This is a genomic window from Arthrobacter sp. Y-9, assembly GCF_029690065.1.
Taxonomy (GTDB): domain Bacteria; phylum Actinomycetota; class Actinomycetes; order Actinomycetales; family Micrococcaceae; genus Arthrobacter_E.
This window is the reverse complement of record NZ_CP121463.1, coordinates 1516624-1542824: the sequence shown is the minus strand read 5'-3', so window position 1 is coordinate 1542824 and position 26201 is coordinate 1516624. Positions and strand designations below refer to the sequence as shown.

Below are 26201 nucleotides of genomic sequence, written 5' to 3'. Positions count from 1 at the left end.
TACTGTGCACTGGGACAGCGTTTCCCCGCAGAAGTTATCCACAGGCACCTCGTCCGGCCGCGCGGTAACAATCCCCGGGGCAGTGAGACCTTCACCACAACGGCCTGCCGTCAGGCTCCACAGGTCTAAGCTGATACGCATGACTTTGGAGTTCTCGACCCTGGGACTTGCCCCGGACTACGTCGACTACCTCCAGGGCTGGGACGCGCAGCGCGAGCTGCACGCCGCTGTCCTGGACGGTTCACGTCCGAGCACCGTGCTCCTGCTGGAACACGCCGCCGTGTACACCGCGGGCAAACGCACCGAAGATCACGAACGGCCCTTCGACGGCACCCCCGTGGTGCCCGTGGACCGCGGTGGCAAGCTGACGTGGCACGGCCCGGGCCAGCTGGTGGCGTACCCGATCATCAAGCTGAAGAACCCGGCCGGCATCCGGGACTACGTGCACCGGCTCGAGGACGTCATCATCGACGTGCTCGCGGACTACGGCATCGCCTCCACCCGGGTGGACGGCCGCGCCGGTGTCTGGATCACCGCCGATGAGAAGGGCCCGGACCGGAAGATCGCCGCCATCGGCATCAGGGTCCATGAAGGCGTCACCATGCACGGCATCGCCATCAATTGCAACAATGACCTGGCCCCCTACGCGCAGATCGTCGCGTGCGGGATCTCGGATGCCGGGGTGACCACCATCGCCCTGGAGACCGGACGGAACATCTCGCCTGCTGACCTTGTTGAGCGAGTGATGGAAGAGTTCCGCAAGCACGAGAGCGAACTCGTCGCCGTGGAAGAAGGAGCAGTCAAGTGACTCTTGTCCCCGAAGGCCGTAAACTCCTGCGGATCGAACAACGCAACGCCGCCACCCCCGTGGAACGCAAACCCGACTGGATCAAAGCCAAAGTCCAGATGGGACCCGAGTTCGTCGGCCTGAAAAACCTCGTCAAAAAAGAAGGCCTGCACACCGTCTGCGAAGAAGCCGGCTGCCCCAACATCTTCGAATGCTGGGAAGACAAAGAAGCGACCTTCCTCATCGGCGGCTCCGAATGCACCCGCCGCTGCGACTTCTGCCAGATCGACACCGGCAAACCCTCACCCCTGGACCGGCTCGAACCCACCAAAGTCGCCCGCTCCGTGCAGTCCATGAACCTGCGCTACGCCACCGTCACCGGCGTCGCCCGCGACGACCTCGACGACGAAGGCGTCTGGCTCTACGCCGAAACCGTGCGCAAAATCCACGAACTCAACCCCGGCACCGGCGTCGAACTGCTCATCCCCGACTTCTCCGGCAAACCCGAACACATCCAAGCGATCTGCGACTCCCGCCCGGAAGTGTTCGCCCACAACGTCGAAACCGTCCCCCGCATCTTCAAACGCATCCGCCCCGCCTTCCGCTACGAACGCTCCCTGGATGTCATCACCCAAGGCCGCACCCACGGCATGGTCACCAAATCCAACCTCATCCTCGGCATGGGCGAAACCCGCGAAGAAATCAGCGAGGCCCTGCGTGATCTGCACGAAGCCGGCTGCGACCTGATCACCATCACCCAATACCTCCGACCCTCCGAACGGCACCTGCCCGTGGACCGCTGGGTCAAACCCCAGGAATTCGTCGAACTCGCCGACGAAGCCGAAGACATCGGCTTCCTCGGCGTCATGTCCGGGCCCCTGGTCCGCTCCTCCTACCGCGCCGGACGCCTCTGGGCCACCGCCATGCGCAAAAAAGGCCGCGACATCCCCGAAAACCTCGCCCACATCGCCGAAGGCATCCAAGACTCCGGCGCCACCCGCCAAGAAGCCCGCACCCTCATCACCACCCACAGCTGAGGTCCGGCGCCTTCCGACGTTGACGGCGGCACACGGTATTGACCGTGTGCCGCCGTCGGCGTTTCAGTACACTCTCAGTGCTGGCTAGAATGGAGACACTATGGCTAAATCCACCGATTCCACCGTCACGAACGACGACGGCTCCACCAAGCGCGGCCTCTTCAATCGCAAGCCCCGGGCCAAGAAGGAAGGCCCCAGCCGGCTGAAGCAGATCGGCGAGGTCTTCACCATGACCCGCCGTCACGACCCCCTGGTCGTCTGGCTCATGCTGCTGGCCTTCCTCGTGGTGGTCGGCGTCGGCGTCGGGATCGGCGCCCTCTTCAACAACTGGATCACCGGTCTGATCCTGGGCATCATGCTCGGTCTGCTGGCCGCGACCTTCATCCTGTCCCGCCGTGCCGAGCGCGCGGCGTTTGCCCAGATCGAGGGCCAGCCCGGAGCCGTGGGAGCCGCCCTCGGCACCTTGCGCCGTGGCTGGATCGTCGAGCAGCAGCCGGTCGCCGCCAACCCGCGCACGCAGGACTTCGTGTTCCGCGCCGTGGGGCGTGCCGGCGTCGTGCTCGTGACCGAAGGGCCGCAGAGCCGCGTCCGCACCCTTGCCGACGGGGAGCGCAAGCGTCTGTCCCGCATCCTGCCGAACGTCCCGATCCACGTGATCTACGCGGGCAAGGAAGAGGGCCAGGTTCCGATCGCGAAGGTCGGCGGCGCGCTGCGCAAGCTCAAGCCCACCCTCACGAAGGTGGAGGTCGGCGCCGTGTCCAAGCGCATCGCCTCCCTCGGCACCAAGCTGCCGATCCCGAAGGGCATCGACCCGTACAAGGCCCGCCCGGACCGCCGCGCGATGCGCGGCCGCTGAGCCACCAACGCCGACCGGCCGCCGTCGTTCTCCTGAGCAGGGAGACGACGGCGGCCGGTTCCGTTTAAGCGCCGCGGGCTCAGCGCGGTTTCAGCCACGCCCGTCCACGTCAGTCCGGCAGTCCCCCGGTGTCCCCGCCGGCGACCAGGCCGGCTTCGATCTTCCGGCGGTGAGCCTGCTTCCAGTCGTCCAGGGACTGGCCGCTTTCGGCGATCTCGCGTTGCTCGGCGGCCTGGAGCAGGTCCAGGGCGTGGGCCGCTTCCAGCACCACGATGCCTTCCTCATCGGCCACCACGACGTCGCCGGTGCGAACGGTCACGCCGCCCACCACGGTGTCGTCCTGGGGCAGCACGACGTTCTTGCCGCCCGGCTTCGGGAACACGCCGCGGGCGAACACGGGGAAGCCCATCTCACGCACTTCCGCCAGGTCGCGGATGTACCCGTCGACGACGAACGCCGCGATCCCGCGCTGCTGAGCCACGGCACAGACATTGCCGCCGGCCACCGCCAGCCGGGAGCCCCCGGCGTCGACGAGGATGACGGAACCCGGCTCCGCGCGATAGATCGCCGTATGCATCATGAGGTTGTCGCCGGGCGCACAGCGCACGGCGTGGACGGGACCACTGACACGCGGCATCCCGTCCCACAAGGGCCGGATGGCCGGATCCAGGATCCGGTCCTCCTCCACCAGGTCCGCGAGGGACGTGGGTGAGACATCAGGGGTGGTGTCCCTCATGGGGCGCTCTCCTCGGATTCGGCGGGGTGGGCAAACAGATCGGTTCGACGGCGGTCAGCTCAGCAGCGGGCCATTCAGCGCCGGGCAGTTCAGCGCCGGACCAGGACGGTCTTCATGGCCTTGTCATGCAGACCGCGCTGATCGGGGTCGAAGATGATGGCGGGGATCACGAGACACAGCAGTGCGGCCCGGACCAGTGCCGCGGGAATGCCCGCAGGAGAACCGTCCAGCCGCACCACATGGATGTTCGAGACCCGGTGACCGATGCTGTAGCCCAGCGTTCCGACCAGGACGGCCTGTTCCGCGAAGAAGACGGCCAGCGTGGCCCAGGAATTGCCCTCGAAGAAGAAGTTGCTGATGAACAGGCAGAGTGCCCAGTCGATGCAGATCGCCAAGATCCGCCGTCCGGCGCGGGCCAGCGAGCCCTGTCCGGATTCCGGCAGTCCCAGCCGCTCCCCCGGGTACTTGCTGATGTGCGTCGTGTCGGGGCCTTCCAGCCAGGAACCTAGATCTCGTCGAGTCACCACCCCTTAAGGGTATCCGCTGAGGCCGGTCCACTGCGGCCCGCGCCCTTCTCCGCCGGTCTGTCCGCATCGCGGAGAGCCTGCCCGTGATGCGCGGCACTGTCGGTAGAGTGAGGAGGGTACGACCGGGAACCACCGGCCCCCAGCCATCACCCGTCACATCTCCGTTGTAACCTCCCGGAAACAATGCAGACATTCTCGGGTAATGCCCGCCGCCTAGGCTGTTCACCAGTAGATGGCACGGCGATCCGCTGGGTGAAGCCTGGCCGGAACCCGGTGCCGTCGCCTTCAGGCCACCGGCCCAATTCTGTTAGGAGCATGCATGTTCACCAGTGCGGACGAAGTCCTCAAGTTCATCAAGGATGAGGACGTCAAGTTCGTCGACATCCGTTTCACCGATCTTCCGGGCGTGCAGCAGCACTTCAACGTTCCCGCCAAGACGGTCGACGCGGACTTCTTCGTCAACGGCCAGCTCTTCGACGGCTCCTCGATCCGCGGCTTCCAGGGCATCGCTGAATCCGATATGCAGCTGATCCCCGATGTGACCACCGCCTTCATCGACCCCTTCCGCGTCGAGAAGACCCTGGCGCTGAACTTCTCCATCGTGAACCCGCGCACCGGCGAGCCGTACCACCGCGATCCGCGCGGCATCGCCGAGCGTGCCGAGGCCTACCTCGCCTCCACCGGCATCGCCGACACCGCCTTCTTCGCTCCCGAGGCCGAGTTCTACGTCTTCGACAACGTCCAGTTCGAGTCCTCCCCGCAGGGCGCGTTCTACAAGCTCGACTCCATCGAGGCTCCGTGGAACTCCGGCCGTGAAGAGGCCGGCGGCAACCTGGGCAACAAGACCCCCTTCAAGGGCGGCTACTTCCCGGTGGCCCCGGTCGACCACCAGGCTGACCTCCGCGACGCCATGTGCCTCAACCTGGACGAGGTCGGCCTCGAGGTCGAGCGCTCCCACCACGAGGTCGGCGCCGCAGGCCAGGCCGAGATCAACTACAAGTTCACCACCCTGGTGCACGCCGCGGATGACCTGCAGAAGTTCAAGTACGTCATCAAGAACACCGCCCTGGAGTACGGCAAGAGCGTGACCTTCATGCCGAAGCCCATCTTCGGTGACAACGGCTCGGGTATGCACTGCCACCAGTCCCTGTGGAGCAACGGCGAGCCGCTGTTCTACGACGAGAAGGGCTATGCCGGCCTGTCCGACGTCGCCCGCTGGTACATCGGCGGTGTGCTGAAGCACGCCTCCGCCGTCCTGGCCTTCACCAACCCGACGGTGAACTCCTACCGCCGTCTGGTCAAGGGCTACGAGGCTCCGGTCAACATGGTGTACTCGCAGGGCAACCGCTCCGCAGGTATCCGTATCCCGATCACGGGCTCCAACCCGAAGGCCAAGCGCATCGAATTCCGCGCGCCGGACCCCTCGTCCAACCCGTACCTGGCGTTCGCCGCCCAGCTGATGGCCGGCATCGACGGCATCCGCAACCGCATCGAGCCCCCGGCGCCGATCGACAAGGACCTCTACGAGCTGCCCGCCGAAGAGGCCAAGGACATCCCCAAGGCTCCGGGCTCCCTGGAGGAAGCACTCGAAGCCCTCGAGGCCGACAACGAGTTCCTGCAGGCCGGTGGCGTGTTCACCCAGGACCTGATCGACACCTGGATCGCCTACAAGCGCGAGAACGAGATCGCCCCGCTGACCCTGCGCCCGAACCCGTACGAGTTCGAGCTGTACTACGGCGTCTAGCAGCCTGAGGCGGATGATCGCGGCCCTGGCCGCGTGAGCCGCCGCCTCGGCTGTACACGGAAGGCCCCCGGAGCAGTGCTCCGGGGGTCTTTCTCGTTTCCCGTCCCCGAACCCCAGCAGCGACGCCTAGCGCGTCTCCTCCCCCACCACCGGCTCCTTGCGGCCACCCTGCGAATCCTCCAGCAGCCGGCCGAGCCGCGCCACCTCGGCGTGCAGCCGGTCCAGTTGGCCCTTCAGATCCGCGTCGGCCTGTTCGACTGCCACGGTGGCCGTCGCCGACACGCGCTCCACCAGCCACGATCCGATCGACGCGGTGACCACGCCGAGGACCGCGATCCCCGAGACCATGAGCGCCGCGGCCACCGCCCGGCCGATCAGGGTGACGGGGTAATGGTCCCCGTACCCGACCGTGCTGATGGTGGTCAGTGACCACCACACGGCGTCGCCGAAAGTGACGATGTTCGCGCCCTCGGCGTGCTGTTCGGCGTCGAGCACCGCGAGGGAGGCACAGTACGTCAGGAACACGGCCGACACCGCGACGAACGTGACGATCCGGCCCCGCAGCGCCTTGCCCGCCGTGCCGTACAGCACCCGGAGCAGCGTGACGAGGCGCAGGAGGCGCAAAGGCCGCAGCACCGGCAGCACGACCATCGCCAGGTCCGGCAGATGGGTGGCCAGCCAGCGCCAGCGCTGGGGCGCCAGAAACAGCCTCACGGCATAGTCCACGGTGAACGCGCCCCACGTGATCCACTGGATGAGCTCGAGCACCTGGGCCTGGCGTTCCGAGACGTCGCCGATCACCTGCACCGAGTACGCGGCCAGGAACACGAGCGCCGCAGCCATGAGCGGCCATTCCGTGGCCTGCCGCCACCGTTCCGTTGTCATGGAGACAGACTATTCGCCGTCCGCCCGTCGCGGGAGGTCGCAGGCCAAGGCCGTTCCGCCCACTCTTGCTAGGCTCAGGTCATGGCCGAACTCAGCCCGGAAAGCATCGAATACTTCCGCACACTCCCCCGCCGCCGTGTCGCCGCGGGCCTGGTGATCCGGGACGACGAGGGAAGGGTCCTCGCCGTCGAACCGAACTACAAAGAGGGGTGGCTCCTGCCCGGGGGCACGGTGGACGCCGGAGAGGCGCCCCGCGCGGCCGCCCGCCGTGAAGGCCGCGAGGAGCTCGGCCTGGACATCCAGCCCGGCGCGCTCCTGATCATCGGGCACTCCGCCTTCCCCGTCCCCGTGGGCGACGGGCTGAACTTCCTCTACGACGGCGGCGTCCTGGCCGACGGCGCCGAGATCACCCTGCAGGAGGAGGAACTCCTCAGCTGGCGCTTCGTCGCCGAGCAGGACTTCCCCGAGTACTTCGGCGTGCACGGCGCGCTGCACGTGTCCTCGGCGCTCCGTGCGCTCCGCGAGGAACGGGTCATCGAGCTCCAGGACCGCGAAGAGGTCCTCTGACCCACCCTCTCCGGGCCAGTGCCCGACCCACGACGACGGCGGCCGCCTCCCCCGTAAGGGAAGCGGCCGCCGTCGTCGTTCAGCAGGTCCGCACGGCTCGCGCGCGGACGGCCACGGCTCAGAGGACCTTCGAGAGGAAGTCCTTGGTCCGCTGCTGCTGAGGGTTGCCGAACAGTTCGTCGGGGGTGCCCTGCTCGCAGATGTAGCCGTCCGCCATGAAGATGACGCGATCGGCGACCTCGCGGGCGAAGCCCATCTCGTGGGTGACCATGACCATCGTCATGCCCTCGGCGGCCAGGTCCTTGATGACCTGGAGGACTTCTCCGACCATCTCCGGGTCCAAGGCTGAAGTCGCCTCGTCGAAGAGCATGATGTCCGGGCTCATGGCCAGCGCGCGGGCGATCGCCACACGCTGCTTCTGACCGCCCGAGAGGGAGACGGGACGGGCATCGGCCTTGGCTTCCAGCCCCACCCGGGCCAGGAGCTCCAGGCCACGGGTCCGTGCCGCCGCCTTGTCCAGCTTCCCGGTCTCCACGGGGGCCAGCATGATGTTCTCGATCACGGTCATGTGCGGGAACAGGTTGAAGTGCTGGAACACCATGCCGATCTGGCGACGGACCTGGTTGATGTCCACGTTCGCACCCGTGAGGTCGTAACCGTTGACCTGGACTGTGCCGCCGGAGATGTCCTCCAGCTTGTTCAGGCAGCGCAGGAAGGTGGACTTGCCGGAGCCCGAGGGGCCGATGACCGCCACCACCTCGCCCTCGTGGATGACCGCGTCGATGCCCTTGAGGACCTCGTTGCTGCCGAAGGACTTCTTCAGGCCCGTGACCGTGACCTTCTCGGCCCGGTCATCACGGACCGTCTCTGCACCCGTGCTCATTTGTTGAACTTCCTGTCCGCGTAGTTGGCCAGTTGTGTCAGGAGCATGATCACCACGAAGTACAGCGCCGCCACGATCACGAGGGTCTCGGTGATGCGGAAGTTGCCGGCGTAGATCTGCTGGCCCTGGTACAGGAGCTCGGCGAAGCCGATGGCCAGGAGCAAGGACGAATCCTTCAGCATGATGATCAGCTGGTTGATGAGGGACGGCGTCATGAGCTTGAAGGCCTGAGGCACCACGACCTTCTGCATCGACTTGCCGTAGCCCATGCCGAGGCTCCGGGCCGCCTCCAGCTGGCCCGGGTCCACCGACTGCACGGCGCCGCGCACGATCTCGGTGATGTAAGCGCCCGAGTTGAGGCTCAGCGTGAGGACACCCGCCACCCAGATGTTGATGGGCTGCCCGGTGAGCTGTGGGATGCCGAAGTAGAAGAAGAACGCCCAGACCAGCAGCGGCGTGCCGCGGAAGACGTTGACGAAGGTGGTCGCGACACCGCGGGCCACCACGTTCCGCGAGATCTTGAGGAAGCCGAAGAACAGGCCCAGGACCATCGCCACCGCGAAGGAGATGATGGTGACCAGCACGGTGTTGCGCAGACCGCTCATGAGGGCCGGGAAGCTCTGCGCCAGCAGATCCCAGAAGCTGCTCGTGGCCGCCGCCTCCGGCGCCTTGAGGTACTTGTCGAGGAGCTTCTGGTACTCGCCGTCGGCCTTCATCTCGGAGAGACCCTTGTTGAACGCCGCGAGCAGTTCGGGGTTCTTCCCCTTGTTGACGGCGAAGCCGTAGCTGCCACCCGGGATCTTGTCCGTCACGGTCTTGAGGCCGTTGTTCTGGCTGATGCCATAGGCCAGGACGGGGTAATCATCGAAGACGCCCACGGCGTTGCCGGACTTGACCAGTTCGTACATGGTCGCGGACTGGTCCAGGGACTTCACCGTGAAGCCGTACTTGGCGGACAGCTCCTTCGCGGCGGTCTCGCCCTCGGAGCCGGTCTTGGCGGTGACCGTCTTGCCCTTGAGGTCTTCGTAGCCCTTGATGTCGTTGTTGCTCTTCGCCACGGCCATCTGCACGCCGGATTCGAAGTACGGATCGGAGAAGTCGTAGACCTGCTTGCGCTTGTCCGTGATGGACATGCCGGCGATCACGCCGTCCACCTGGTTGGAGGACAGCGCCTGAAGAGCGGCGTTGAAGCCGAGGGACTTGATCTCGACCTCGAATCCCCCGCGCTTGGCGATCTCGCGGATGAGATCCATGTCGATGCCCGTCAGCTCACCGGAGGGGTCCCGGAACTCGAACGGTGCGAAGGTGGTGTCCGTGCCGATGACGAACTTCTTGCCGCTCACCTCATGCGGCGCGGTGGCGGAAGCGGCGGGCACGGACAGCCCGACGACGGCGAGACACGCCGTCAGCACGGCCACCCCGAACCGCACCAGCACGGTCAGCCGCGCCCAGGGAGCACGACGGCCGCCCGGGCCTCCTCCCCCGTCCTTCTGCCGCGAAGTCTTCCACGGTTGTCGATTCATCCCTTGATCCTTTCGTCGCGGACAGAGCACTCAGCGCTGCCCGTAGAACTCCCGGTCGAAGACCGCGCGAGCACGTCGCGTCAGTCGCAGATACTGCTCCTCGAATTCGGCGGCGTGGGAGGCCGGGTGCCCGCACCACCGGGACACGGCTTCGAGGTCCCGCCGTGCGGACGGCAGGAGGTCTGAGGCCTTTCCGGACCAGATGACGTTGGCGCTGCGGACCCGGCTGGCCAGTCGCCAGGCAGCCGCGAGCAGAGCCGCGTCCTCCTCGGCCATCAGTCTGAGCCGCGCGAGCTCCGCCAGCGCCTCCATGGTGGACGTGGTCCGAAGTCCTGGATGCTGGTGGGCGTGCTCCAGCTGGCGCAGCTGCACGAGCCACTCCACATCGCTCAGGCCTCCGCGTCCGAGCTTCACGTGGCGGGACGGGTCGGCGCCCCGCGGAAGGCGTTCGGCCTCCACACGGGCCTTGATCCGACGGATCTCGCGCTCGTCCTGGGACGAGAGGTGCTCCGGGTACCGGATCGGATCGATCAGCTCCAGGAACGCCTCGGCCAGGCGGTCATCGCCGGCGATCGGCCGTGCCCGGAGCAGCGCCTGAGCCTCCCAGACGAGGGACCAGCGCCCGTAGTAGACCCGGAACGCCTCGAGTGAGCGGACCATGGGACCGTTCTTGCCTTCGGGCCGCAGATCGGCGTCCAGGGACAGGACCCGTTCCGCGAGGATGGCGGGCTTGAGGGGCTGCGTGAGCAGGCTGGAGATCTGCCCCACGATCTGGAGCGCCTGTTTCTGGGCGTCCTCTTCAGACACCCCGGGCAGCGCCTGATGCACGTAGAGGACGTCGGCGTCCGAGCCGTAGCCGATCTCGCGGCCGCCCTGCCGCCCCATCGCCACCACCAGCACACGGGTCAGGAGTCCGCCCTGGGCCTCCGCCTGACGTTCGGCGACGTGGAGGGCGCCGAGGATGGCGGCACGGTCCGCATCGGACAGCGCCTGGGAGACCCCGTCCTGGTCGAGGATCCCGGCCGCGTCGGCGATGGCGGTGCGCAGGATCTCCCGACGGCGGATCAGCCGGATGAGCCGCATGGCGCTGGACGGATCCTGATGCCGCGCCATCTTGGAACGGATCTCCTGCCACTGCGTCTCGAACGGCACCGGGGCCAGTTCCTTGTTGTTGCCCAGCCAGGCCACGGACTCCGGTGACACCTCGAGAAGGTCGGCGATGAGCCGTGAGTCCGACAGGACATGACACAGCCGCTCGGCAGCCGCCTGGGAGTCGCGCAGGAGCCCCAGGTACCAGTGAGTGGCCCCGAGCGCCTCGCTGACGCGACGGAAGGCCAGCAGGCCGGCGTCGGGGTCCAGTCCTTCGGCGAGCCAGCCCAGCAGAACCGGCAGGAGCTGGCGCTGCAGTGCCGCCCGGCGGCTGACCCCGCTGGTCAGCGCCGCGATGTGGCGCATGGCGCCCTCGGGGTCCCGGTAACCGAGCGCCGCGAGCCGGGCGGACGCGGCTTCCGGGCTGAGGCGGGCCTCGTCGGAGCTGAGGGAGGCGGCCGTGCCGAGGAGGGGACGGTAGAAGATCTGTTCGTGCAGCTCACGCACCCGGCGCTTGGTCTTCTGCCACGAGGTGAGGAGGCTGTCCGCCGTCGGGCGGGCGGTGCTCAGCGAACCCTCGACGGCGCGGGCCAGCGCCCGCACCTCCTCCTCCTTCTCGGGCATGAGGTGCGTGCGGCGCATCTGCACCATCTGGATGCGGTGCTCGATCACGCGCAGCTGCCGATACGCCCGGTCGAACTCCGAGGCGTCGGCGCGGCCGATGTACCCGCCGTGGGAGAGGGCGGCGATGGCCGACGTCGTGTCCCGGACCCGGAGGGAAGGATCGGCCTTGCCGTGCACCAGCTGGAGCAGCTGGACGGTGAATTCCACGTCGCGGAGTCCGCCGGGGCCGAGCTTGATCTGGCGGGCCAGTTCGGCTGCGGGGATGTTGTCCGTGACCCTGCGGCGCATGGCCTGCACTGATTCCACGAAGCCCTCACGGCCCGCGGAAGACCAGACCAGAGGCTCCACCATTTCCTGATAGCGGCGGCCCAGCTCGGGGTCCCCGGCCATGGCCCGGGCCTTCAGGAGCGCCTGGAACTCCCAGCTCTCGGCCCAGCGGGCGTAGTACTGCCGGTGCGATTCGAGGGTGCGGACGAGTGGTCCGTCCTTGCCTTCGGGCCTGAGGTTGGCGTCCACCTCCCACAGCCCGGGTTCGCGCCCCGGATGGGAGATGATCCGGGCGAGGGTGCCGGCGAGGAACGTCCCGATCTCCACGGCCCGGACCTCGTCCAGTCCCTCGGAGTCCAGCACGTAGATGACATCCACGTCCGAGATGTAGTTGAGCTCGCGGGCGCCGCACTTGCCCATGCCCACGATCGCGAGGCGGACGGCTTCCACCTCGAGCGGCGAGAACTTGGCGCCGGCCTCGGCCCGCGCCACCGCCAGAGCGGCATCGAGTGCGGCAGCCGCCAGATCCGCGAGTTCGGCCCCCACCTGCGGCATGTAGTCCCGGGGATCCGCTGCCCCGAGGTCCCGGATGGCCAGCTCGGTCAGGTGCCGGCGGTAGCGCACGCGCAGGGCGTTCTGGCCCTCGTCCCCGCTCAGGGTGGCGATCGGCGTCGCGGCCCTCGGGTCCGCGCCCACGGAGGCCAGCAGCGAGGCACGCAGATCCTCGCCCGGGATCCGGACGGGCTCGGGGCTGACCCGGGTCTCCAGAACGCACTGCTCCTCGGGGTTCCTGAGCAGGAAGTCGGCCAGGGCCACGGAGCTGCCGAGGAGGCGGTACATCGCCTCCGCATCCTCCGGGTCACCCCGTAGAAGGCGCCCTACCGTGCCCTGGGAGGCCTTCTCCTTCTCAAGGAGACGGACCAGTGACAACAGCGCCTCGTCCGGGTTGGCGGATTGGACGAGACCGGCGAACAGCAGGTCCCGGTCCACTCCGTCCAGTTCAGGAGCCGCCAGGAAGCGCTCGGCCCGTTCAACGTCACTGAAACCCGCCGCGATGAGACGGCGGGCGACACTCATCGCCACAGCGTTAGAGGATCCCCAGGTTGCGCTGGAGTTCGTACGGCGTGACCTGCAGACGGTAGTCGTTCCACTCGGCGCGCTTGTTCCTCAGGAAGTGCTGGAACACCTGCTCCCCGAGGATCTCCGCCATGAACTCCGAGTTCTCCATGGCGTTGATGGCGTCATGCAGGCTGGCCGGCAGCGGGTCGTGGCCGAGGGCCCTGCGCTCGGCCGTGGACAGCGACGCGATGTCGTCCTCGGACGGCGGCGCCAGATCGTAGCCTTCCTCGATGCCCTTCAGGCCGGCGCCCAGCAGGGCCGCGTACGCGAGGTACGGGTTGGCCGCGGAATCGATCCCCCGGTACTCGACGCGCGCCGAGTTCCCCTTGCCCGGCTTGTACAGCGGGACCCGGACCAGGGCGGAGCGGTTGTTGTGGCCCCAGGACACGTAGCTCGGGGCCTCGCCCCCGCCCCATAGGCGCTTGTAGGAGTTCACGAACTGGTTGGTGATCGCGGTGAACTCGGGCGCGTGGCGCAGGATTCCGGCGATGAACTGACGCGCCGTGCGGGACAGCTCGTATTCCGCGCCCGCTTCGTGGAAGGCGTTCGTGTCACCCTCGAACAGCGAGAAGTGCGTGTGCATCCCGGAACCCGGATGCTGTGTGAACGGCTTCGGCATGAACGTGGCGTAGCTGCCCTGCTGGAGTGCCACCTCTTTGATGATGGTGCGGAACGTCATGATGTTGTCCGCGGTCTGGAGGGCGTCCGCGTAGCGCAGGTCGATCTCGTTCTGGCCCGGGCCCGCCTCGTGGTGGCTGAACTCCACGGAGATGCCCACGGACTCCAGCATCGTCACCGCGGTGCGGCGGAAGTCCTGGGCCACGCCGCCGGGGACGTGGTCGAAGTAGCCGCCCTCGTCCACGGGCACCGGGAGGCCGTCCGGGCCCGGCTTGTCCGACTTAAGCAGGTAGAACTCGATCTCCGGATGCGTGTAGCAGGTGAAGCCCATGTCCGCTGCCTTGGCGAGGGTCCTCTTCAGGACGTTGCGCGGATCCGCGGCGCTGGCCTGACCGTCCGGGGTGAGGATGTCGCAGAACATCCGGCTGGTCTGCTCGGTCTCGCCGCGCCAGGGCAGGATCTGGAAGGTGGACGGATCCGGCTGCGCGAGCATGTCGGACTCGTAGACGCGGGCGAGGCCCTCGATGGACGAGCCGTCGAAGCCGAGTCCCTCGGCGAAGGCGCCTTCCACCTCCGCGGGGGCCAGGGCCACGGACTTGAGGGAGCCCACCACGTCCGTGAACCAGAGCCGGACGAACCGGACGTCGCGCTCCTCAATCGTCCGGAGCACGAATTCCTGTTGGCGGTCCATGCTGCCCTCGCTTCCCTCTGGATCCCGACGCAGGCCGGGGCTGTACTGTGCTGCATGCAACTCTACCCAGGCCAGGGGCTCTGTGGGCCGTCATTCCCCCGGCGTCCCGTAATTCGGCGCCCCTGACGGTTCAGCATTAAGCTCGGAGACATGACGCACAGTGAATCCGCCAGCTCCAGCACCCCGGGCGAGACGAGCGCCCCGTACGGCAGCGGCCCCGCGGCGTCGTCGTCCGCTGCGACCGGACGGGTGCGGCTGCACCACCTGCAGGCCGCCAAGGCGGAGGGCCGTCACTTCGCCATGCTGACCGCGTATGAACAGTACACGGCGGAGATCTTCGACGAGGCGGGCATCGAGGTGCTCCTGATCGGTGACTCCGCGTCGAACAACGTGTTCGGCAATGAGACCAGCCTCCCGGTGACAGTGGACGAGCTGCTGCCGCTGTGCCGCGCCGTCGCACGGGCCGCCAAGCGGTCGCTCGTTCTCGCGGATCTGCCGTTCGGCTCCTACGAGGCGTCGATCGAGCAGGCCGTCACCACCGGGGTCCGGTTCCTCAAGGAGGGCCTGGCTCACGCCGTCAAGATGGAGGGCGGCGCCTACTACGCGGACACCGTGCGCGCCATGGTCCAGGCCGGCATCCCGGTCATGGGCCACATCGGCTTCACCCCGCAGAGCGAGCATGCGCTGGGCGGTTACCGGGTTCAGGGCCGGGGCGACGACGCCGCGCGCCTGGTCGAGGATGCCCTGGCACTTCAGGAGGCGGGCGCCTTCGCCGTGCTGATGGAGATGGTGCCGGCCGCCACCGCCGCCCAGGTGGATGCGGCGCTCACGATCCCGACCGTCGGCATCGGCGCCGGCAACGTGACCACGGGCCAGGTCCTGGTGTGGCAGGACGCCATGGGGCTGCGGGGCGGGCGCATGGCCCGCTTCGTCAAGCAGTACGCCCGGATCCGGCAGGATCTGCTCGACGGGGCACGGACCTTCGGCGAGGAGGTCCGGGACGGGTCGTTCCCCGGCCCGGAGCACTCCTTCTAAGACGTCTTCGGACGTCCGAGGACGATCAGTCCTCGTCGCCCTTCTCCCAGGCCTCGTTGTGCCGCTGCACGCTCTGCGGGGCGTTCTCGGCCTCTTCGCGCGTGTCGTAGGGGCCGAGGAGCTGGCTCCAATCGCTCATGGCGTCCTCCTCCACCTGGTGGGTGACCATGTTGTACCAGTACTGCGGCATGATTCCATTCCTCCTTGTGAGTGACGACTACTATCAAACGTATGCCACCAGTAGCTGAAACCGCACCTCTGGGTAAGCTCACCCCCGGAATCGTGAGCCCGCGTCGTCCTGTGCCGCCGAACATCGAGCGGCCCGAATATGTGGACCGGCCGGCACCCGCCAAGTTCACCGGCAGCGCCGTCAAGTCGCCGGAGACCATCGAGAGGATGCGCATCGCCAGCAAGATCGCGGCCCAGGCGATCGTGGAGGTGGGCAAGCACATCGCGCCCGGCGTGACCACGGACCAACTCGACGCCGTCGGCCACGAGTTCCTGCTGGACCACGGCGCCTACCCCTCCACGCTCGGGTACCGCGGCTTCCCCAAGTCCCTGTGCTCCTCGCTCAACGAGGTCATCTGCCACGGCATCCCCGACTCCACCGTGGTCGAGGACGGGGACATCCTCAACATCGACATCACCGCCTACATCCACGGCGTGCACGGCGACACCAACTACACCTTCCTGGTCGGCGACGTCGACGAGGAGTCCCGCCTCCTGGTCGAACGCACCGAGGAGAGCCTGCGCCGCGCCATCAAGGCCGTGGCCCCCGGACGCGAGATCAACGTCATCGGCCGCACCATCGAGTCCTACGCCAAGCGCTTCGGCTACGGGGTGGTCCGGGACTTCACCGGCCACGGTGTCGGCGAAGCCTTCCACACGGGCTTAATAATTCCGCACTACGACGCCGCACCGGCGTACAACACTGTGATCGAGCCGGGCATGACGTTTACGATTGAACCCATGCTCACGCTCGGCACCACCGAGTGGGATATGTGGCCGGACGACTGGACCGTATTGACCCGGGACCGCAAACGGACCGCGCAATTTGAGCACACCCTGGTGGTGACCGAAACCGGCGCTGAGATTCTCACAGTGCCGTAGGCGCCTGCCTGCCCCCTGCAACCGTCCGCAGCACCGAAGGATCAGCGTGAGCAAGAACGAGAACACCGGCAAGAAGCACCCGGCCATGATCGGCGTCGACATCGGCGGCACCGGGATCAAAGGTGGGATCGTCAACCTGAAGAACGGCAAGCTCGTGGGCGAGCGTTTCCGCATCCCCACGCCGCAGCCCGCCACCCCCGAGGCCGTCTCCGAGGTCGTCGCGCAGATCGTGGACGAACTCTGCTCGCGCGAGGGCGCGCCGAACGTCAAGGCGCCCGTGGGCGTCACCTTCCCGGGCATCATCCAGCACGGCGTCTGCCGCCTGGCCGCGAACGTGGACAAGTCGTGGATCGGCGTGGACATCAATGCGCTGCTCTCCGAGCGTCTGGACCGCCCGGTCGAGGTGATCAACGACGCCGACGCCGCCGGCCTCGCCGAGGTCCGGTACGGCGCGGGCGAGGACGTGGACGGCACGGTCCTGGTGATCACCCTGGGCACCGGCATCGGCTCGGCCTTCATCTTCGACGGGAAGCTGGTCCCGAACGCCGAACTGGGACACCTGGAACTGGATGGCTTCGACGCCGAATCCAAGGCGTCCGCGGTCGCCCGTGAGCGCGACGGCCTGAGCTGGGAGGAGTACTCGGTCAAGCTCCAGCGCTACTTCAGCCACGTGGAGATGCTGTTCTCCCCCGAACTGTTCATCGTGGGCGGCGGCATCTCGAAGCGCGCGGACGAGTACCTTCCGCGCCTGGACCTCCGCACTCCGATCATCCCGGCCAAGCTCAAGAACGAGGCAGGGATCGTCGGAGCCGCGCTCCAGGTGGCACAGCACCACAAGCTCGTGAAATGAGCCTCACCCCGTGAACGGAGAGGGCCTGTCAGCCAGTGGCTGACAGGCCCTCTCCGTTGGTGCCCGGTGCGGGCGGCTTCCCCTCCGCCGGCACCGGGAGCTGTGTGGTCCCTTCTCAGGGCTGGTACTCCTGCGAATCAGCCCTCCGGCCGCTCAGTCCTCCTGGGACCTGAGCCGTGCGATCGCCTTTTCGAAGTCGTCCAGCGAGTCGAAGTCTTGGTAGACGCTCGCGAAGCGCAGGTAGGCGACCTCGTCCAGCCGCCGGAGCGGTTCCAGGATCGCCAGCCCCACTTCATGGGCTTTGATCTCGGCAGCGCCGCTGGCACGGACCGTCTCCTCGACCTCCTGAGCGAGCATCGCCAGGTCGTCCTCGGTGACGGGTCGTCCCTGACACGCCTTGCGCGCGCCGTTGATGACCTTGCTGCGGCTGAAGGGCTCAGCCACTCCGGAGCGCTTCAGCACGGAGAGGCTGGTGGTCTCCACCGTGGTGAAACGCCGCGAGCAATTGGTGCACTGGCGGCGACGCCGGATGGACGAACCGTCCTCGGTGACCCGGCTGTCCACCACCCGGGAGTCGGCGTTACGGCAAAACGGACAGTACACTACGCCTCCTCTATGGCTGAAGTCAGTTTAGAACCACATGTTGTAAAAATACAAGGATGTAATTACCACATCTTGTGGTTCGCGGGGGTGTCGCAGGCTCAGCGGAACCGGATCGACACCGCTTCGCCGTGGGACGGGAGATTCTCCGCCTCGGCGAGTTCCTCGATGTGGGTGCGGACCTCGGAGAGCCCCTGCCGCGAGTACTCGATCTCCTGCACCGCGCGCAGGAACGTGGTGACGTTCAGGCCGGAGGAGAACAGCGCCGTGCCGGAGGTCGGCAGCACGTGGTTGGAGCCTGCGCAGTAGTCCCCCAGGCTCACCGGCGAGTAGTCGCCCACGAAGATGGCGCCCGCATTGCGGATCCGCGCCGCGACCGCCGGGGCGTCCGCCGTCATGATCTCCAGGTGCTCGGCGGCATAGGCGTCCGCCACGGCGATCCCCTGCTCGAGACCGTCCACCAGCACCACGCCGGACTGCGGGCCGGACAGGGCGGTCAGGATGCGCTCGGAGTGCCGTGCCGTGCGGGCCTGGCGCAGCAGTTCCTCGCGCACCTTCTCCGCCAGTTCCACCGAGGAGGTGACGAGCACGCTCGAGGCCCGCGGATCGTGCTCGGCCTGGCTGATCAGATCCGCGGCCACGAGAGCCGGCTGGGCCGTCTCGTCGGCGAGGACCGCGATCTCGGTGGGGCCGGCCTCGGAATCGATCCCCACCACTCCCCGGACGAGCTTCTTGGCGGTGGCCACGAAGACGTTACCAGGCCCGGTCACCAGGTCGACGGCCTCCAGCGCCTCCTCCTGTCCGTCCGCCGGCACGCCGTAGGCGAAGGAGACGATCGCCTGGGCGCCGCCGATCGCATAGACCTCCTCCACGCCGAGCAGTTCCGCGGCGGCGAGGATCGTGGGGTGCGGCAGTCCGCCGAAGTCCTTCTGCGGCGGCGACGCGAGGGCCACCGACTCCACACCGGCAGCCAGGGCCGGGACCACGTTCATGATGACGGAGCTGGCCAGCGGCGCCAGGCCGCCCGGCACGTACAGGCCGACACGGTTGACCGGGATCCAGCGCTGACGCACGACGGCGCCCTCCGCCAGGACCGTCTCCACGTCCGCCGGGCGCTGGGCCTCGGCGAAGCGGCGGGCACGGTCGATGGACTCCTCCAGGGCGGCGCGCACCCCGGCGTCGAGCCCGGCGAGGGCATCCCGCAGCGCCTCGCGGGGAACCCGCACGCTGTCCAGGGCGACGCCGTCGAACCGCTGCGCGAGGTCCCGCAGCGCCTGGTGTCCGCCCGCGCGGACCTCGGCGATGATGCCCCGCACGGCGTCCTCGGCCTGCTGGTTCGACTCCTCATGCACCCGGGGCACCGCGGCCTTGAGTTCCGTCCGGTTCAGATGCCTGCCCCGCAGGTCCACGGTGCGGAAGAAGTCGGCTCGGTCCAGGGATACGTCACGGGTGTAAGTCACCGCTCCAGTTTATCGATCCTGGAGTCGGTGACCGAAAGCGCCCACGTCACACGGCCGCCACACCCGCGGCACACGGTCAGGCGTCGAGGCAGGCAGGACCCAGCAGGACCTTCAGATCCGCATACAAGGACGGGTTCGGGTCCACGGCAAAGTTCCGGCCCAGCCGCATGAGCTCGATGCTGCGGGTGCCCTGCAGCTTGAGCCGCACCTCGGCGCGGCCGCTGTGACTCCGCAGCACCTCCCCCAGACGGCCGACCAGATCCTCGGTGGCCTTGTGGGTCGGCAGACTGATGACCAGCTGTCCGTTGCCCTCCGCCTGGCTGAGATCTGGCACGCTCAGTTCCATGCAGTTCAGGGTGACCGAGCCGTCGTCGCGCCGTTGCACACGGCCCTTCACGACCACGATGAGGTCCTCCGCGAGGATCGTGGCGATGGGCCCGTACACCTGGCCGAAGAACATGGTCTCGATCGAGCCGCCCAGATCCTCGATCTCCGCCCGGGCGTACGCGTTGCCGCTGGACTTGGCGACGCGACGGCTGAGGGAGGTGATCATGCCCGCGATGGTGACGATCGCGCCGTCGGGCGGGCCGTCGTCGCTCATCACACTCGCCACCGACGTGTCCGCGAGGCCGCTCAGCGCCGTCTCCATGCCCTGCAGGGGGTGATCCGAGACGTAGAGGCCGAGCATGTCACGCTCGAAGCTCAGCTTGTCCTTCTTCTCCCACTCGGGCAGATCCGGGATCTCCACGGTGAGCCCGGAATCCGGCGAAGCATCGTCCAGGGCGCTGAACAGGTCGAACTGGTTGTTGGCCTCATTGCGCTTGAGCGTGATGACCGAGTCGATGGCCTCTTCGTGGATCATCACGAGCGAGCGGCGGTTGCCTGGCATCGAGTCGAAAGCGCCCGCCTTGATGAGGGATTCGATGGTGCGCTTGTTGCAGACCACGGCCGGGACCTTCTGCAGGAAGTCCGAGAACGAGGTGAAGGCGCCCTTCTCCTTGCGGGTCTCCACCATCGCGTTGACCACGTTGGCGCCGACATTCCTGATGGCGCCCATGCCGAAGCGGATGTCGTTGCCCACCGGGGTGAAGGTCAGGGCGGATTCGTTGACGTCCGGCGGGAGCACCGTGATGCCCATGTGGCGGCACTCGTTGAGGTAGACGGCGGACTTGTCCTTGTCATCGCCGACGCTGGTGAGCAGCGCCGCCATGTACTCCGGCGCGTAGTGGGCCTTGAGGTAGGCGGTCCAGTAGGAGACCACGCCGTAGGCCGCGGAGTGCGCCTTGTTGAAGGCGTAGTCGGAGAAGGGCAGCAGGATGTCCCAGAGCGTCTTGACGGCCTCGGCCGAGTAGCCGTTGTCCAGCATGCCCTGCTGGAAGCCGGCGAACTGCTTGTCCAGTTCCTCCTTCTTCTTCTTGCCCATGGCGCGGCGGAGGATGTCTGCCTGGCCGAGCGAGTAGCCCGCGAGCTTCTGGGCCACGGCCATGACCTGCTCCTGATACACGATCAGGCCGAAGGTGCCGCCGAGGATGTCCTTGAGGGGCTCCTCGAGTTCCGGATGGATCGGGACCACCGGCTGGAGGCCGTTCTTGCGGAGCGCGTAGTCGGTGTGGGCGTTGGCGCCCATGGGACCCGGACGGTACAGCGCCAGCACGGCGGAGATGTCTTCGAAGTTGTCAGGCTTCATGAGCTTGAGCAGGGAGCGCATCGGCCCGCCGTCGAGCTGGAAGACGCCGAGGGTGTCACCGCGGGCCAGGAGCTCGTAGGAGGCCTGGTCATCCAGTTCCAGTTTCTCCAGGTCCAGGTCGATGCCCCGGTTGAGCTTGATGTTCTCGATGGCGTCCGAGATGATCGTCAGATTTCGCAGACCCAGGAAGTCCATCTTGATCAGGCCGAGGCCCTCACACGTGGGGTAATCGAACTGCGTGATGACCTGGCCGTCCTGGATGCGGCGCATGATGGGCACGACGTCGATGATCGGGTCCGAGGACATGATGACGCCGGCGGCGTGCACGCCCCATTGCCGCTTCAGGCCTTCCAGGCCGAGCGCCGTCTCGAAGACCTTGGCGGCCTCCGGATCCGTCTTCAGCAGTTCCCGGAAGTCCCCGGCCTCGCTGTACCGCTTGGCCTTGGGGTCCTCGATGTCCTTGAGCGGGATGTCCTTGGCCATCACCGCAGGCGGCAGCGCCTTGGTCAGGGTCTCCCCCATGCTGAAGGGGTACCCGAGCACGCGCGAGGAGTCCTTCAGCGCCTGCTTGGTCTTGATGGTGCCGTAGGTGACGATCATGGAGACGCGCTCGTCGCCGTACTTCCGGGTCACGTACTCGATGACCTCGGGACGGCGGCGATCATCGAAGTCGACGTCGAAGTCGGGCATCGAGACGCGGTCCGGGTTCAGGAAGCGTTCGAAGATCAGACCGTGGCGCAGCGGATCGAGGTCCGTGATGCGCAGAGCGTAGGCCACCATGGAGCCGGCGCCGGAGCCTCGGCCCGGTCCCACCCGGATGCCATGGTCCTTGGCCCAGTTGATGAAGTCGGCCACCACGAGGAAGTAGCCGGGGAAGCCCATGCTGGTGATGATGCCGAGCTCGTACTCCGCCTGCTTGCGGACGTCGTCCGGGATGCCCTTGGGGTACCGGTAGTGGAGGCCCTTCTCCACTTCCTTCACGAGCCACGAGTCCTCGTTCTCGCCGGGCGGGCAGGGGAACTTCGGCATGTAGTTGTTGTGCTCGAAGCCCACTTCACAGCGCTCGGCGATGAGGAGGGTGTTGTCGCAGGCGTCGGGGAGGTCGCGGAACAGCTCCCGCATCTCCCGCGGCGACTTCAAATAGTAGCCGGTGCCGGAGAAGGCGAAGCGCGAGCCGCCCTCGTCATAGCTCGGTTCCAGCAGGGTGGAGCCGGACTGGATGGCCAGCAGCGCCTCGTGCGCCTTGGCGTCGTGCTGATGCGTGTAGTGGAGGTCATTGGTGGCCACGAGCGGAAGATCCAGGTCTTTCGCCAGCCGCAGCAGATCCTCGCGGATCCTGGTCTCGATGGACAGCCCGTGGTCCATGAGCTCGCAGTAGTAGTTCTCCTTGCCGAAGATGTCCCGGAATTCGGCGGCGGCCTCAAGGGCCTCCCGGTACTGGCCCAGCCGCAGGCGCGTCTGGACCTCGCCCGACGGGCAGCCCGTGGTGGCGATCAGACCCTCGGCGTAGGTGTTCAGCAGTTCGCGGTCCAGGCGCGGCCACTTGCCGAACACGGAGTCCAGGGAGGCGATCGACGAGGCCCGGAACAGGTTCCGCATGCCGGTGTTGTTGTAGCTCAGGAGCGTCATGTGGGTGTACGCGCCACCACCGGAGACATCGTCGCTGCGCTGGCTCTCATCACCCCAGCGCACCCTGCTCTTGTCGGTGCGGTGGGTCCCCGGCGCCACGTACGCCTCGACGCCGATGATCGGCTTCACGCCGGCGTCCTTGGCCTTCTTCCAGAAGTCGTGGGCACCGAAAAGATAGCCGTGGTCCGTGATCGCCAGGGCGGGCATCTCCAGCCGATTGGTCTCGGCGAAGAGCTCCCCCAGCTTGGCCGCACCGTCCAGCATGGAGTATTCGGTGTGAGTGTGCAGATGGACGAAGGAATCCTGATTTGCCACCCATCCATCCTACGCGCCGAGCCCCGCTGGTGCGTGGCACGACGCCCGCCGGATCAGAGTCCGTCGCGGAGCCGCTCCAGCGCGTAGGCCAGGTCCTCGGGGTACTCGCTGGACACCGTGATGCGTTCCCCGGTGCGCGGGTGATCGAAGCTCAGTTCCTTGGCGTGCAGCCACTGGCGCGTGAGGCCGAGCTCGGCCGCGAGACGGGGGTCCGCACCATACGTCAGGTCCCCGGCGCAGGGGTGCCGGAGCGCAGAGAAGTGCACGCGGATCTGGTGGGTGCGCCCCGTCTCCAGGTGCACCTCCAGCAGGCTGGCCCGGCCGAACGCCTCCAGCACCTCATAGTGCGTCACCGAGGGACGGCCGTCCTCGATCACGGCGAAGCGCCAATCGTGACCGGGGTGGCGGCCGATGGGGGCGTCGATCGTGCCCTTCAGAGGGTCCGGCAGGCCCTGGACGACCGTGTGATAGACCTTGTCCACCGTCCGCTCCTTGAAGGCCCGTTTGAGGAGGGTGTAGGCATGTTCGGTCTTGGCGACTACCATGACCCCGCTCGTCCCGACATCCAGACGGTGCACGATCCCGGCGCGCTCAGGCGCCCCGGACGTGGAGATCCGGTACCCGGCGCCGGCCAGACCGCCGACGACGGTCGGCCCCACCCAGCCCGGGGAGGGGTGGGCGGCGACGCCCACAGGCTTGTCCACCACGACGAAGTCCTCGTCATCAAGCAGGATCTCCAGTCCGTCCACTTTCTCCACCACCACTTCCAGCGGGTCACGCTTCTCAGAGGGCCGCACCACCACGGTCTGGCCCGCGGACAGCTTCAGGGACTTCGCCGGGACGGCGCCGTCCACGCTCACGCGCCCTTCGGCCACGGCCTGGGCGGCCGCTGAACGGGAGAGGTCCAGCAGCGCCGCCAGCGCGGCGTCGACCCTCTTGCCCGCATACTCCTCCGGCACGACGACGGACCGCTCCGCCGCCGTCGTCGTGCCGGATTCCGGTGCGCCGCTCATGAACGGTCCCCTTCGGCGTCATCGTCGCTCTTGGCCGAGGACAGTCTGCGGCCGTCCGCGCCGATCCCGCGCAGCGTCAGAATCACGATGATCGAGACGGCGCACACGACGGCCGAGTCCGCGATGTTGAAAATGGCGAAGTTGGGCAGCTGGATGAAGTCCACGACGTGACCCATGCCGAAGGACGGCGGCCGGAAGAGGCGGTCCGTCAGATTGCCCAGGGCGCCGCCCAGCAGGAATCCGAGGGCCAGGCCCCACCAGAGCGAGCCCACCCGGCGGATGAAGATCAGGACCGCGATCGAGACACACGCCATGATGATGGTGAACACCCAGGTGAAGTTCTCTCCGATGGAGAACGCGGCCCCGGAATTCCGGATGTAGTACCAGTGCAGCACGGGCGGCAGGACCGCGATGCGCTCCCCCTCCTCCATGGTGGTGCTGACCCAGAACTTGCTCAGCTGGTCCAGGGCGTAGGCGAACACGGCCGCTGCGGCGAAGAGGCCGATCACGGCCTTGCGCACGCCGGAACGGCTCGCGCCACCGTCCTGCTCTCCGGTCACGGCCGGCGCAGCCTCGCGGTCCTCGGGCTCCGGTCCCTGCTCCTCGGGCCTGGGTTCATGGGGCCTGGTGCTCATGGGGTCACATCCTCGGGGGTTCACACGGTTCGGCAGGACCCGTGCGGTCCCGCCACGGGTGGGGGGCGCCCACCCGGTCATGACACGGCAAGGCCGGTGACCGGAAATCCGGTCACCGGCCTGAATGCCGTGCGAAATCAGCTCTCGGAGCCCTGTTCGCTGTTCTCAGCGGCCACGGACCCACGGGATTCGAGGTCGCGGAGCTGACCCTCGATGTAGGTCTTCAGGCGGCTGCGGTAGTCGCGCTCGAAGCCACGCAGCTGGTCCACCTTGCGCTCGAGGACGGAGCGCTGCTGCTCCAGAACACCGAGCACCTGACGGGACTTCTCCTGAGCGTCGTTGACCAGGGTGCTCGCCTCGATCTGAGCCTCGGCGATGATCTTGTCACGCTGAGCGGCACCGTCGGCGACGTGCTTGTCGTGCATCTGCTGCGCCATGGCGAGCAGGCCGGCCGCGGACTCCGCGGAAGCCGGGATGGCGGACGTGACAGGAGCGGGCTCCGCGACGGCGGGAGCGGCCTTCGGCGCTTCCTCCCTCACGGGCTCCGGCTTCGGCGCCTCCTCCGCGGCAGCGGCGGTGGTCTCCTCCGTCACGGACTCCACCACGACAACGTCCCCGCCCTTGGCGGCGAGCTCCTTGCGGAGCTCCTCGTTCTCCTGGGTCAGACGGCGGAGCTCCACGACGATCTCGTCAAGGAAGTCATCGACCTCATCCTGGTCGTATCCCTCACGGAACTTCGTCGGCTGAAAGCGCTTGTTGACAACGTCTTCTGGCGTCAAAGCCATCTGGTCACCTCATTGGTTCTTTTCGTCGTAGAGCGAATGGCCCTGACGACTACGTTACCTAAAGTGGGCGCGCGGCTCGAATCGTCCATCATGTGGACTGAAGCCGCAGCCCACCTGAACGTCACCGGGTTCACCGGAGACGTTGCCTGGACTGATCTGAAACTACGCGAAACTGCTGGATATTGCCATAGCGATGCTCACCACGATGAACAGCACGATGAAGGCGAGATCCAAGGACACATTACCCAGCCGCAGAGGCGGAATGAGCCTCCGGAGGAACTTCAGGGGCGGGTCTGTGATCGAATACACGATGCTCGCCACCACCAGGGCCGCACCGCGCGGCCGCCAGTGCCGGGCGAAGACCTGCACCCAGTCGATGACAAGCCTGACCAGCAGAGCGACCATGAACAGCAGGAAGGCGATGTAGATCAGGGCGAACAACAGGCCCATCAAGCGGCCCTTCCGTCTGGTGTGGTCATCTGGTCACTGTACCCGCTCAGGGGTTCAGCTCTGGTTGAAGAAGCTGGCCTGGGACTCGGACTTCTTGTCCTCGCCCAGCACCTCCACGAACGACGGGGAGAGCAGGAACACCTTGCTGGTGACGCGCTCGATGCTGCCGTGCAGACCGAAGACCAGACCGGCGGAGAAGTCCACCAGGCGCTTGGCATCGGCCTCGCCCATGTCGGTGACGTTCATGATCACGGGGATTCCATCACGGAAGCTCTCGCCGATGACCTTGGCGTCGTTGTAGGAACGGGGGTGGATGGTGGTGATCTGTCGCAAGTCTGCTGGCTCGTCTCGAACGGGGGCGATACGCTTGATGGGTGTGACGGGCGCGCGGTATTCCGTCTCAGCAGGCGCCTCCCGGACTGCCTGCGGCTTCGCGGCTGGCCGTTCTTCGAACGGCGAGCCTTCACGCTCCTCGGCCTCGTGATGCTGGGATCCTTCTGCGGGACGCGAAGGCAACTTGGCGTGCTCGGCATCGAGATGCTCATCCGCGTCCGTGAGGCCGAGATAAAGCATGGTCTTCTGCATGAAGCTGGCCATGGATCGACTCCGTTCCTAGTATCTGCGTGGCCGGCACTGGAATCCTTGATGGGCAACAGAGCCCGGACTCCCCGTCCCTTCG

At 67.1% G+C, this 26201-nt stretch carries 24 protein-coding genes; 8 read left to right on the top strand and 16 right to left on the bottom strand.

What is annotated here, in order from left to right; all coding sequences use genetic code 11:
• Positions 1-139: 139 nt before the first annotated feature.
• From lipB to P9849_RS06780, 3 genes are all read left to right on the top strand, one after another.
• Positions 140-808, top strand: a complete 669-nt coding sequence (lipB, locus tag P9849_RS06790) for a lipoyl(octanoyl) transferase LipB (RefSeq protein ID WP_278268880.1) — start codon at positions 140-142, stop codon at positions 806-808.
• The gene (gene lipA, locus P9849_RS06785; protein WP_278268879.1) at positions 805-1824 is read left to right on the top strand and encodes a lipoyl synthase; all 1020 of its coding nucleotides are present in this window, start codon (positions 805-807) and stop codon (positions 1822-1824) included. The genes lipB and lipA overlap by 4 nt, the downstream gene beginning before the upstream one ends.
• 100 nt (positions 1825-1924) lie before the next feature.
• A complete protein-coding gene (locus P9849_RS06780) occupies positions 1925-2680 on the top strand; it encodes a DUF4191 domain-containing protein (protein WP_278268878.1) in 756 nt (251 codons plus the stop codon).
• 109 nt (positions 2681-2789) lie between these two features.
• On the opposite strand, the gene P9849_RS06775 is transcribed toward P9849_RS06780, so the two are convergent.
• Both P9849_RS06775 and P9849_RS06770 read right to left on the bottom strand, forming a co-directional pair.
• Positions 2790-3416 (bottom strand): RraA family protein, encoded by a 627-nt coding sequence (locus P9849_RS06775; RefSeq protein ID WP_278268877.1) that lies wholly within the window; start codon positions 3414-3416, stop codon positions 2790-2792.
• An 89-nt stretch (positions 3417-3505) separates the two neighbouring features.
• On the bottom strand, positions 3506-3943 hold the full coding sequence (locus P9849_RS06770; protein ID WP_278268876.1) for an RDD family protein: 438 nt from the start codon (positions 3941-3943) through the stop codon (positions 3506-3508).
• 319 nt (positions 3944-4262) lie between these two features.
• On the opposite strand from P9849_RS06770, the gene glnA (P9849_RS06765) reads away from it, so the two are divergent.
• A complete protein-coding gene (glnA, locus tag P9849_RS06765; protein ID WP_278268875.1) occupies positions 4263-5687 on the top strand; it encodes a type I glutamate--ammonia ligase in 1425 nt (474 codons plus the stop codon).
• Between the two features lie 126 nt (positions 5688-5813).
• Here the strand turns inward: glnA (P9849_RS06765) and P9849_RS06760 are convergent, their stop codons facing one another.
• The gene (locus tag P9849_RS06760) at positions 5814-6572 is read right to left on the bottom strand and encodes a potassium channel family protein (protein ID WP_278268874.1); all 759 of its coding nucleotides are present in this window, start codon (positions 6570-6572) and stop codon (positions 5814-5816) included.
• Positions 6573-6653: 81 nt separating this feature from the next.
• On the opposite strand from P9849_RS06760, the gene P9849_RS06755 reads away from it, so the two are divergent.
• On the top strand, positions 6654-7139 hold the full coding sequence (locus tag P9849_RS06755; protein ID WP_278268873.1) for an NUDIX hydrolase: 486 nt from the start codon (positions 6654-6656) through the stop codon (positions 7137-7139).
• A gap of 118 nt (positions 7140-7257) precedes the next feature.
• Here P9849_RS06755 and P9849_RS06750 read toward each other — a convergent pair whose 3' ends face one another.
• The 4 genes from P9849_RS06750 to glnA (P9849_RS06735) are packed head-to-tail and all read right to left on the bottom strand — an operon-like array spanning position 7258 to position 13953.
• The gene (locus P9849_RS06750; protein ID WP_278268872.1) at positions 7258-8022 is read right to left on the bottom strand and encodes an amino acid ABC transporter ATP-binding protein; all 765 of its coding nucleotides are present in this window, start codon (positions 8020-8022) and stop codon (positions 7258-7260) included.
• Positions 8019-9545, bottom strand: coding sequence for an amino acid ABC transporter substrate-binding protein/permease (locus tag P9849_RS06745; RefSeq protein ID WP_278268871.1), 1527 nt, complete (start codon positions 9543-9545; stop codon positions 8019-8021). Before P9849_RS06745 ends, P9849_RS06750 begins: the two co-directional genes overlap by 4 nt.
• Before the next feature lie 30 nt (positions 9546-9575).
• Positions 9576-12602 (bottom strand): bifunctional [glutamine synthetase] adenylyltransferase/[glutamine synthetase]-adenylyl-L-tyrosine phosphorylase, encoded by a 3027-nt coding sequence (locus P9849_RS06740; protein ID WP_278268870.1) that lies wholly within the window; start codon positions 12600-12602, stop codon positions 9576-9578.
• A 10-nt stretch (positions 12603-12612) separates the two neighbouring features.
• The gene (gene glnA, locus P9849_RS06735) at positions 12613-13953 is read right to left on the bottom strand and encodes a type I glutamate--ammonia ligase (RefSeq protein ID WP_066215428.1); all 1341 of its coding nucleotides are present in this window, start codon (positions 13951-13953) and stop codon (positions 12613-12615) included.
• Positions 13954-14103: 150 nt separating this feature from the next.
• Between glnA (P9849_RS06735) and panB the strand changes: the two genes are divergently transcribed.
• Positions 14104-14988, top strand: a complete 885-nt coding sequence (gene panB, locus P9849_RS06730; protein WP_278268869.1) for a 3-methyl-2-oxobutanoate hydroxymethyltransferase — start codon at positions 14104-14106, stop codon at positions 14986-14988.
• Positions 14989-15013: 25 nt separating this feature from the next.
• Here the strand turns inward: panB and P9849_RS06725 are convergent, their stop codons facing one another.
• Positions 15014-15178 carry an SPOR domain-containing protein gene (locus P9849_RS06725; protein ID WP_139244683.1) on the bottom strand — a complete coding sequence of 55 codons (165 nt, stop codon included), beginning with the start codon at positions 15176-15178 and terminating at the stop codon, positions 15014-15016.
• Positions 15179-15219: 41 nt separating this feature from the next.
• Between P9849_RS06725 and map the strand changes: the two genes are divergently transcribed.
• The gene (map, locus tag P9849_RS06720; protein ID WP_278268868.1) at positions 15220-16098 is read left to right on the top strand and encodes a type I methionyl aminopeptidase; all 879 of its coding nucleotides are present in this window, start codon (positions 15220-15222) and stop codon (positions 16096-16098) included.
• 85 nt (positions 16099-16183) lie between these two features.
• Complete coding sequence (ppgK, locus tag P9849_RS06715; protein WP_278269120.1) at positions 16184-16948, top strand: polyphosphate--glucose phosphotransferase; 765 nt, start codon at positions 16184-16186, stop codon at positions 16946-16948.
• Positions 16949-17101: 153 nt separating this feature from the next.
• Here ppgK and nrdR read toward each other — a convergent pair whose 3' ends face one another.
• The 8 genes from nrdR to sepF form a co-directional block, all read right to left on the bottom strand.
• Positions 17102-17551, bottom strand: coding sequence for a transcriptional regulator NrdR (gene nrdR, locus P9849_RS06710; RefSeq protein ID WP_278268866.1), 450 nt, complete (start codon positions 17549-17551; stop codon positions 17102-17104).
• A 98-nt stretch (positions 17552-17649) separates the two neighbouring features.
• On the bottom strand, positions 17650-19008 hold the full coding sequence (gene hisD, locus P9849_RS06705; protein ID WP_278268865.1) for a histidinol dehydrogenase: 1359 nt from the start codon (positions 19006-19008) through the stop codon (positions 17650-17652).
• Between the two features lie 76 nt (positions 19009-19084).
• Positions 19085-22588 (bottom strand): DNA polymerase III subunit alpha, encoded by a 3504-nt coding sequence (gene dnaE, locus P9849_RS06700; protein WP_278269119.1) that lies wholly within the window; start codon positions 22586-22588, stop codon positions 19085-19087.
• A gap of 104 nt (positions 22589-22692) precedes the next feature.
• On the bottom strand, positions 22693-23652 hold the full coding sequence (locus P9849_RS06695; protein ID WP_278268864.1) for an RluA family pseudouridine synthase: 960 nt from the start codon (positions 23650-23652) through the stop codon (positions 22693-22695).
• Entirely contained in the window at positions 23649-24287 is a 639-nt protein-coding gene (gene lspA / locus P9849_RS06690) for a signal peptidase II (protein WP_278268863.1), read from the bottom strand. The genes P9849_RS06695 and lspA overlap by 4 nt, the downstream gene beginning before the upstream one ends.
• Positions 24288-24424: 137 nt before the next feature.
• Positions 24425-25072: a DivIVA domain-containing protein gene (locus P9849_RS06685; RefSeq protein ID WP_278268862.1), complete on the bottom strand. Its 648-nt coding sequence runs from the start codon at positions 25070-25072 to the stop codon at positions 24425-24427.
• Positions 25073-25234: 162 nt separating this feature from the next.
• A complete protein-coding gene (locus P9849_RS06680) occupies positions 25235-25522 on the bottom strand; it encodes a YggT family protein (protein WP_278268861.1) in 288 nt (95 codons plus the stop codon).
• A 54-nt stretch (positions 25523-25576) separates the two neighbouring features.
• Positions 25577-26119, bottom strand: coding sequence for a cell division protein SepF (gene sepF / locus P9849_RS06675; RefSeq protein WP_278268860.1), 543 nt, complete (start codon positions 26117-26119; stop codon positions 25577-25579).
• Positions 26120-26201: the final 82 nt, after the last annotated feature.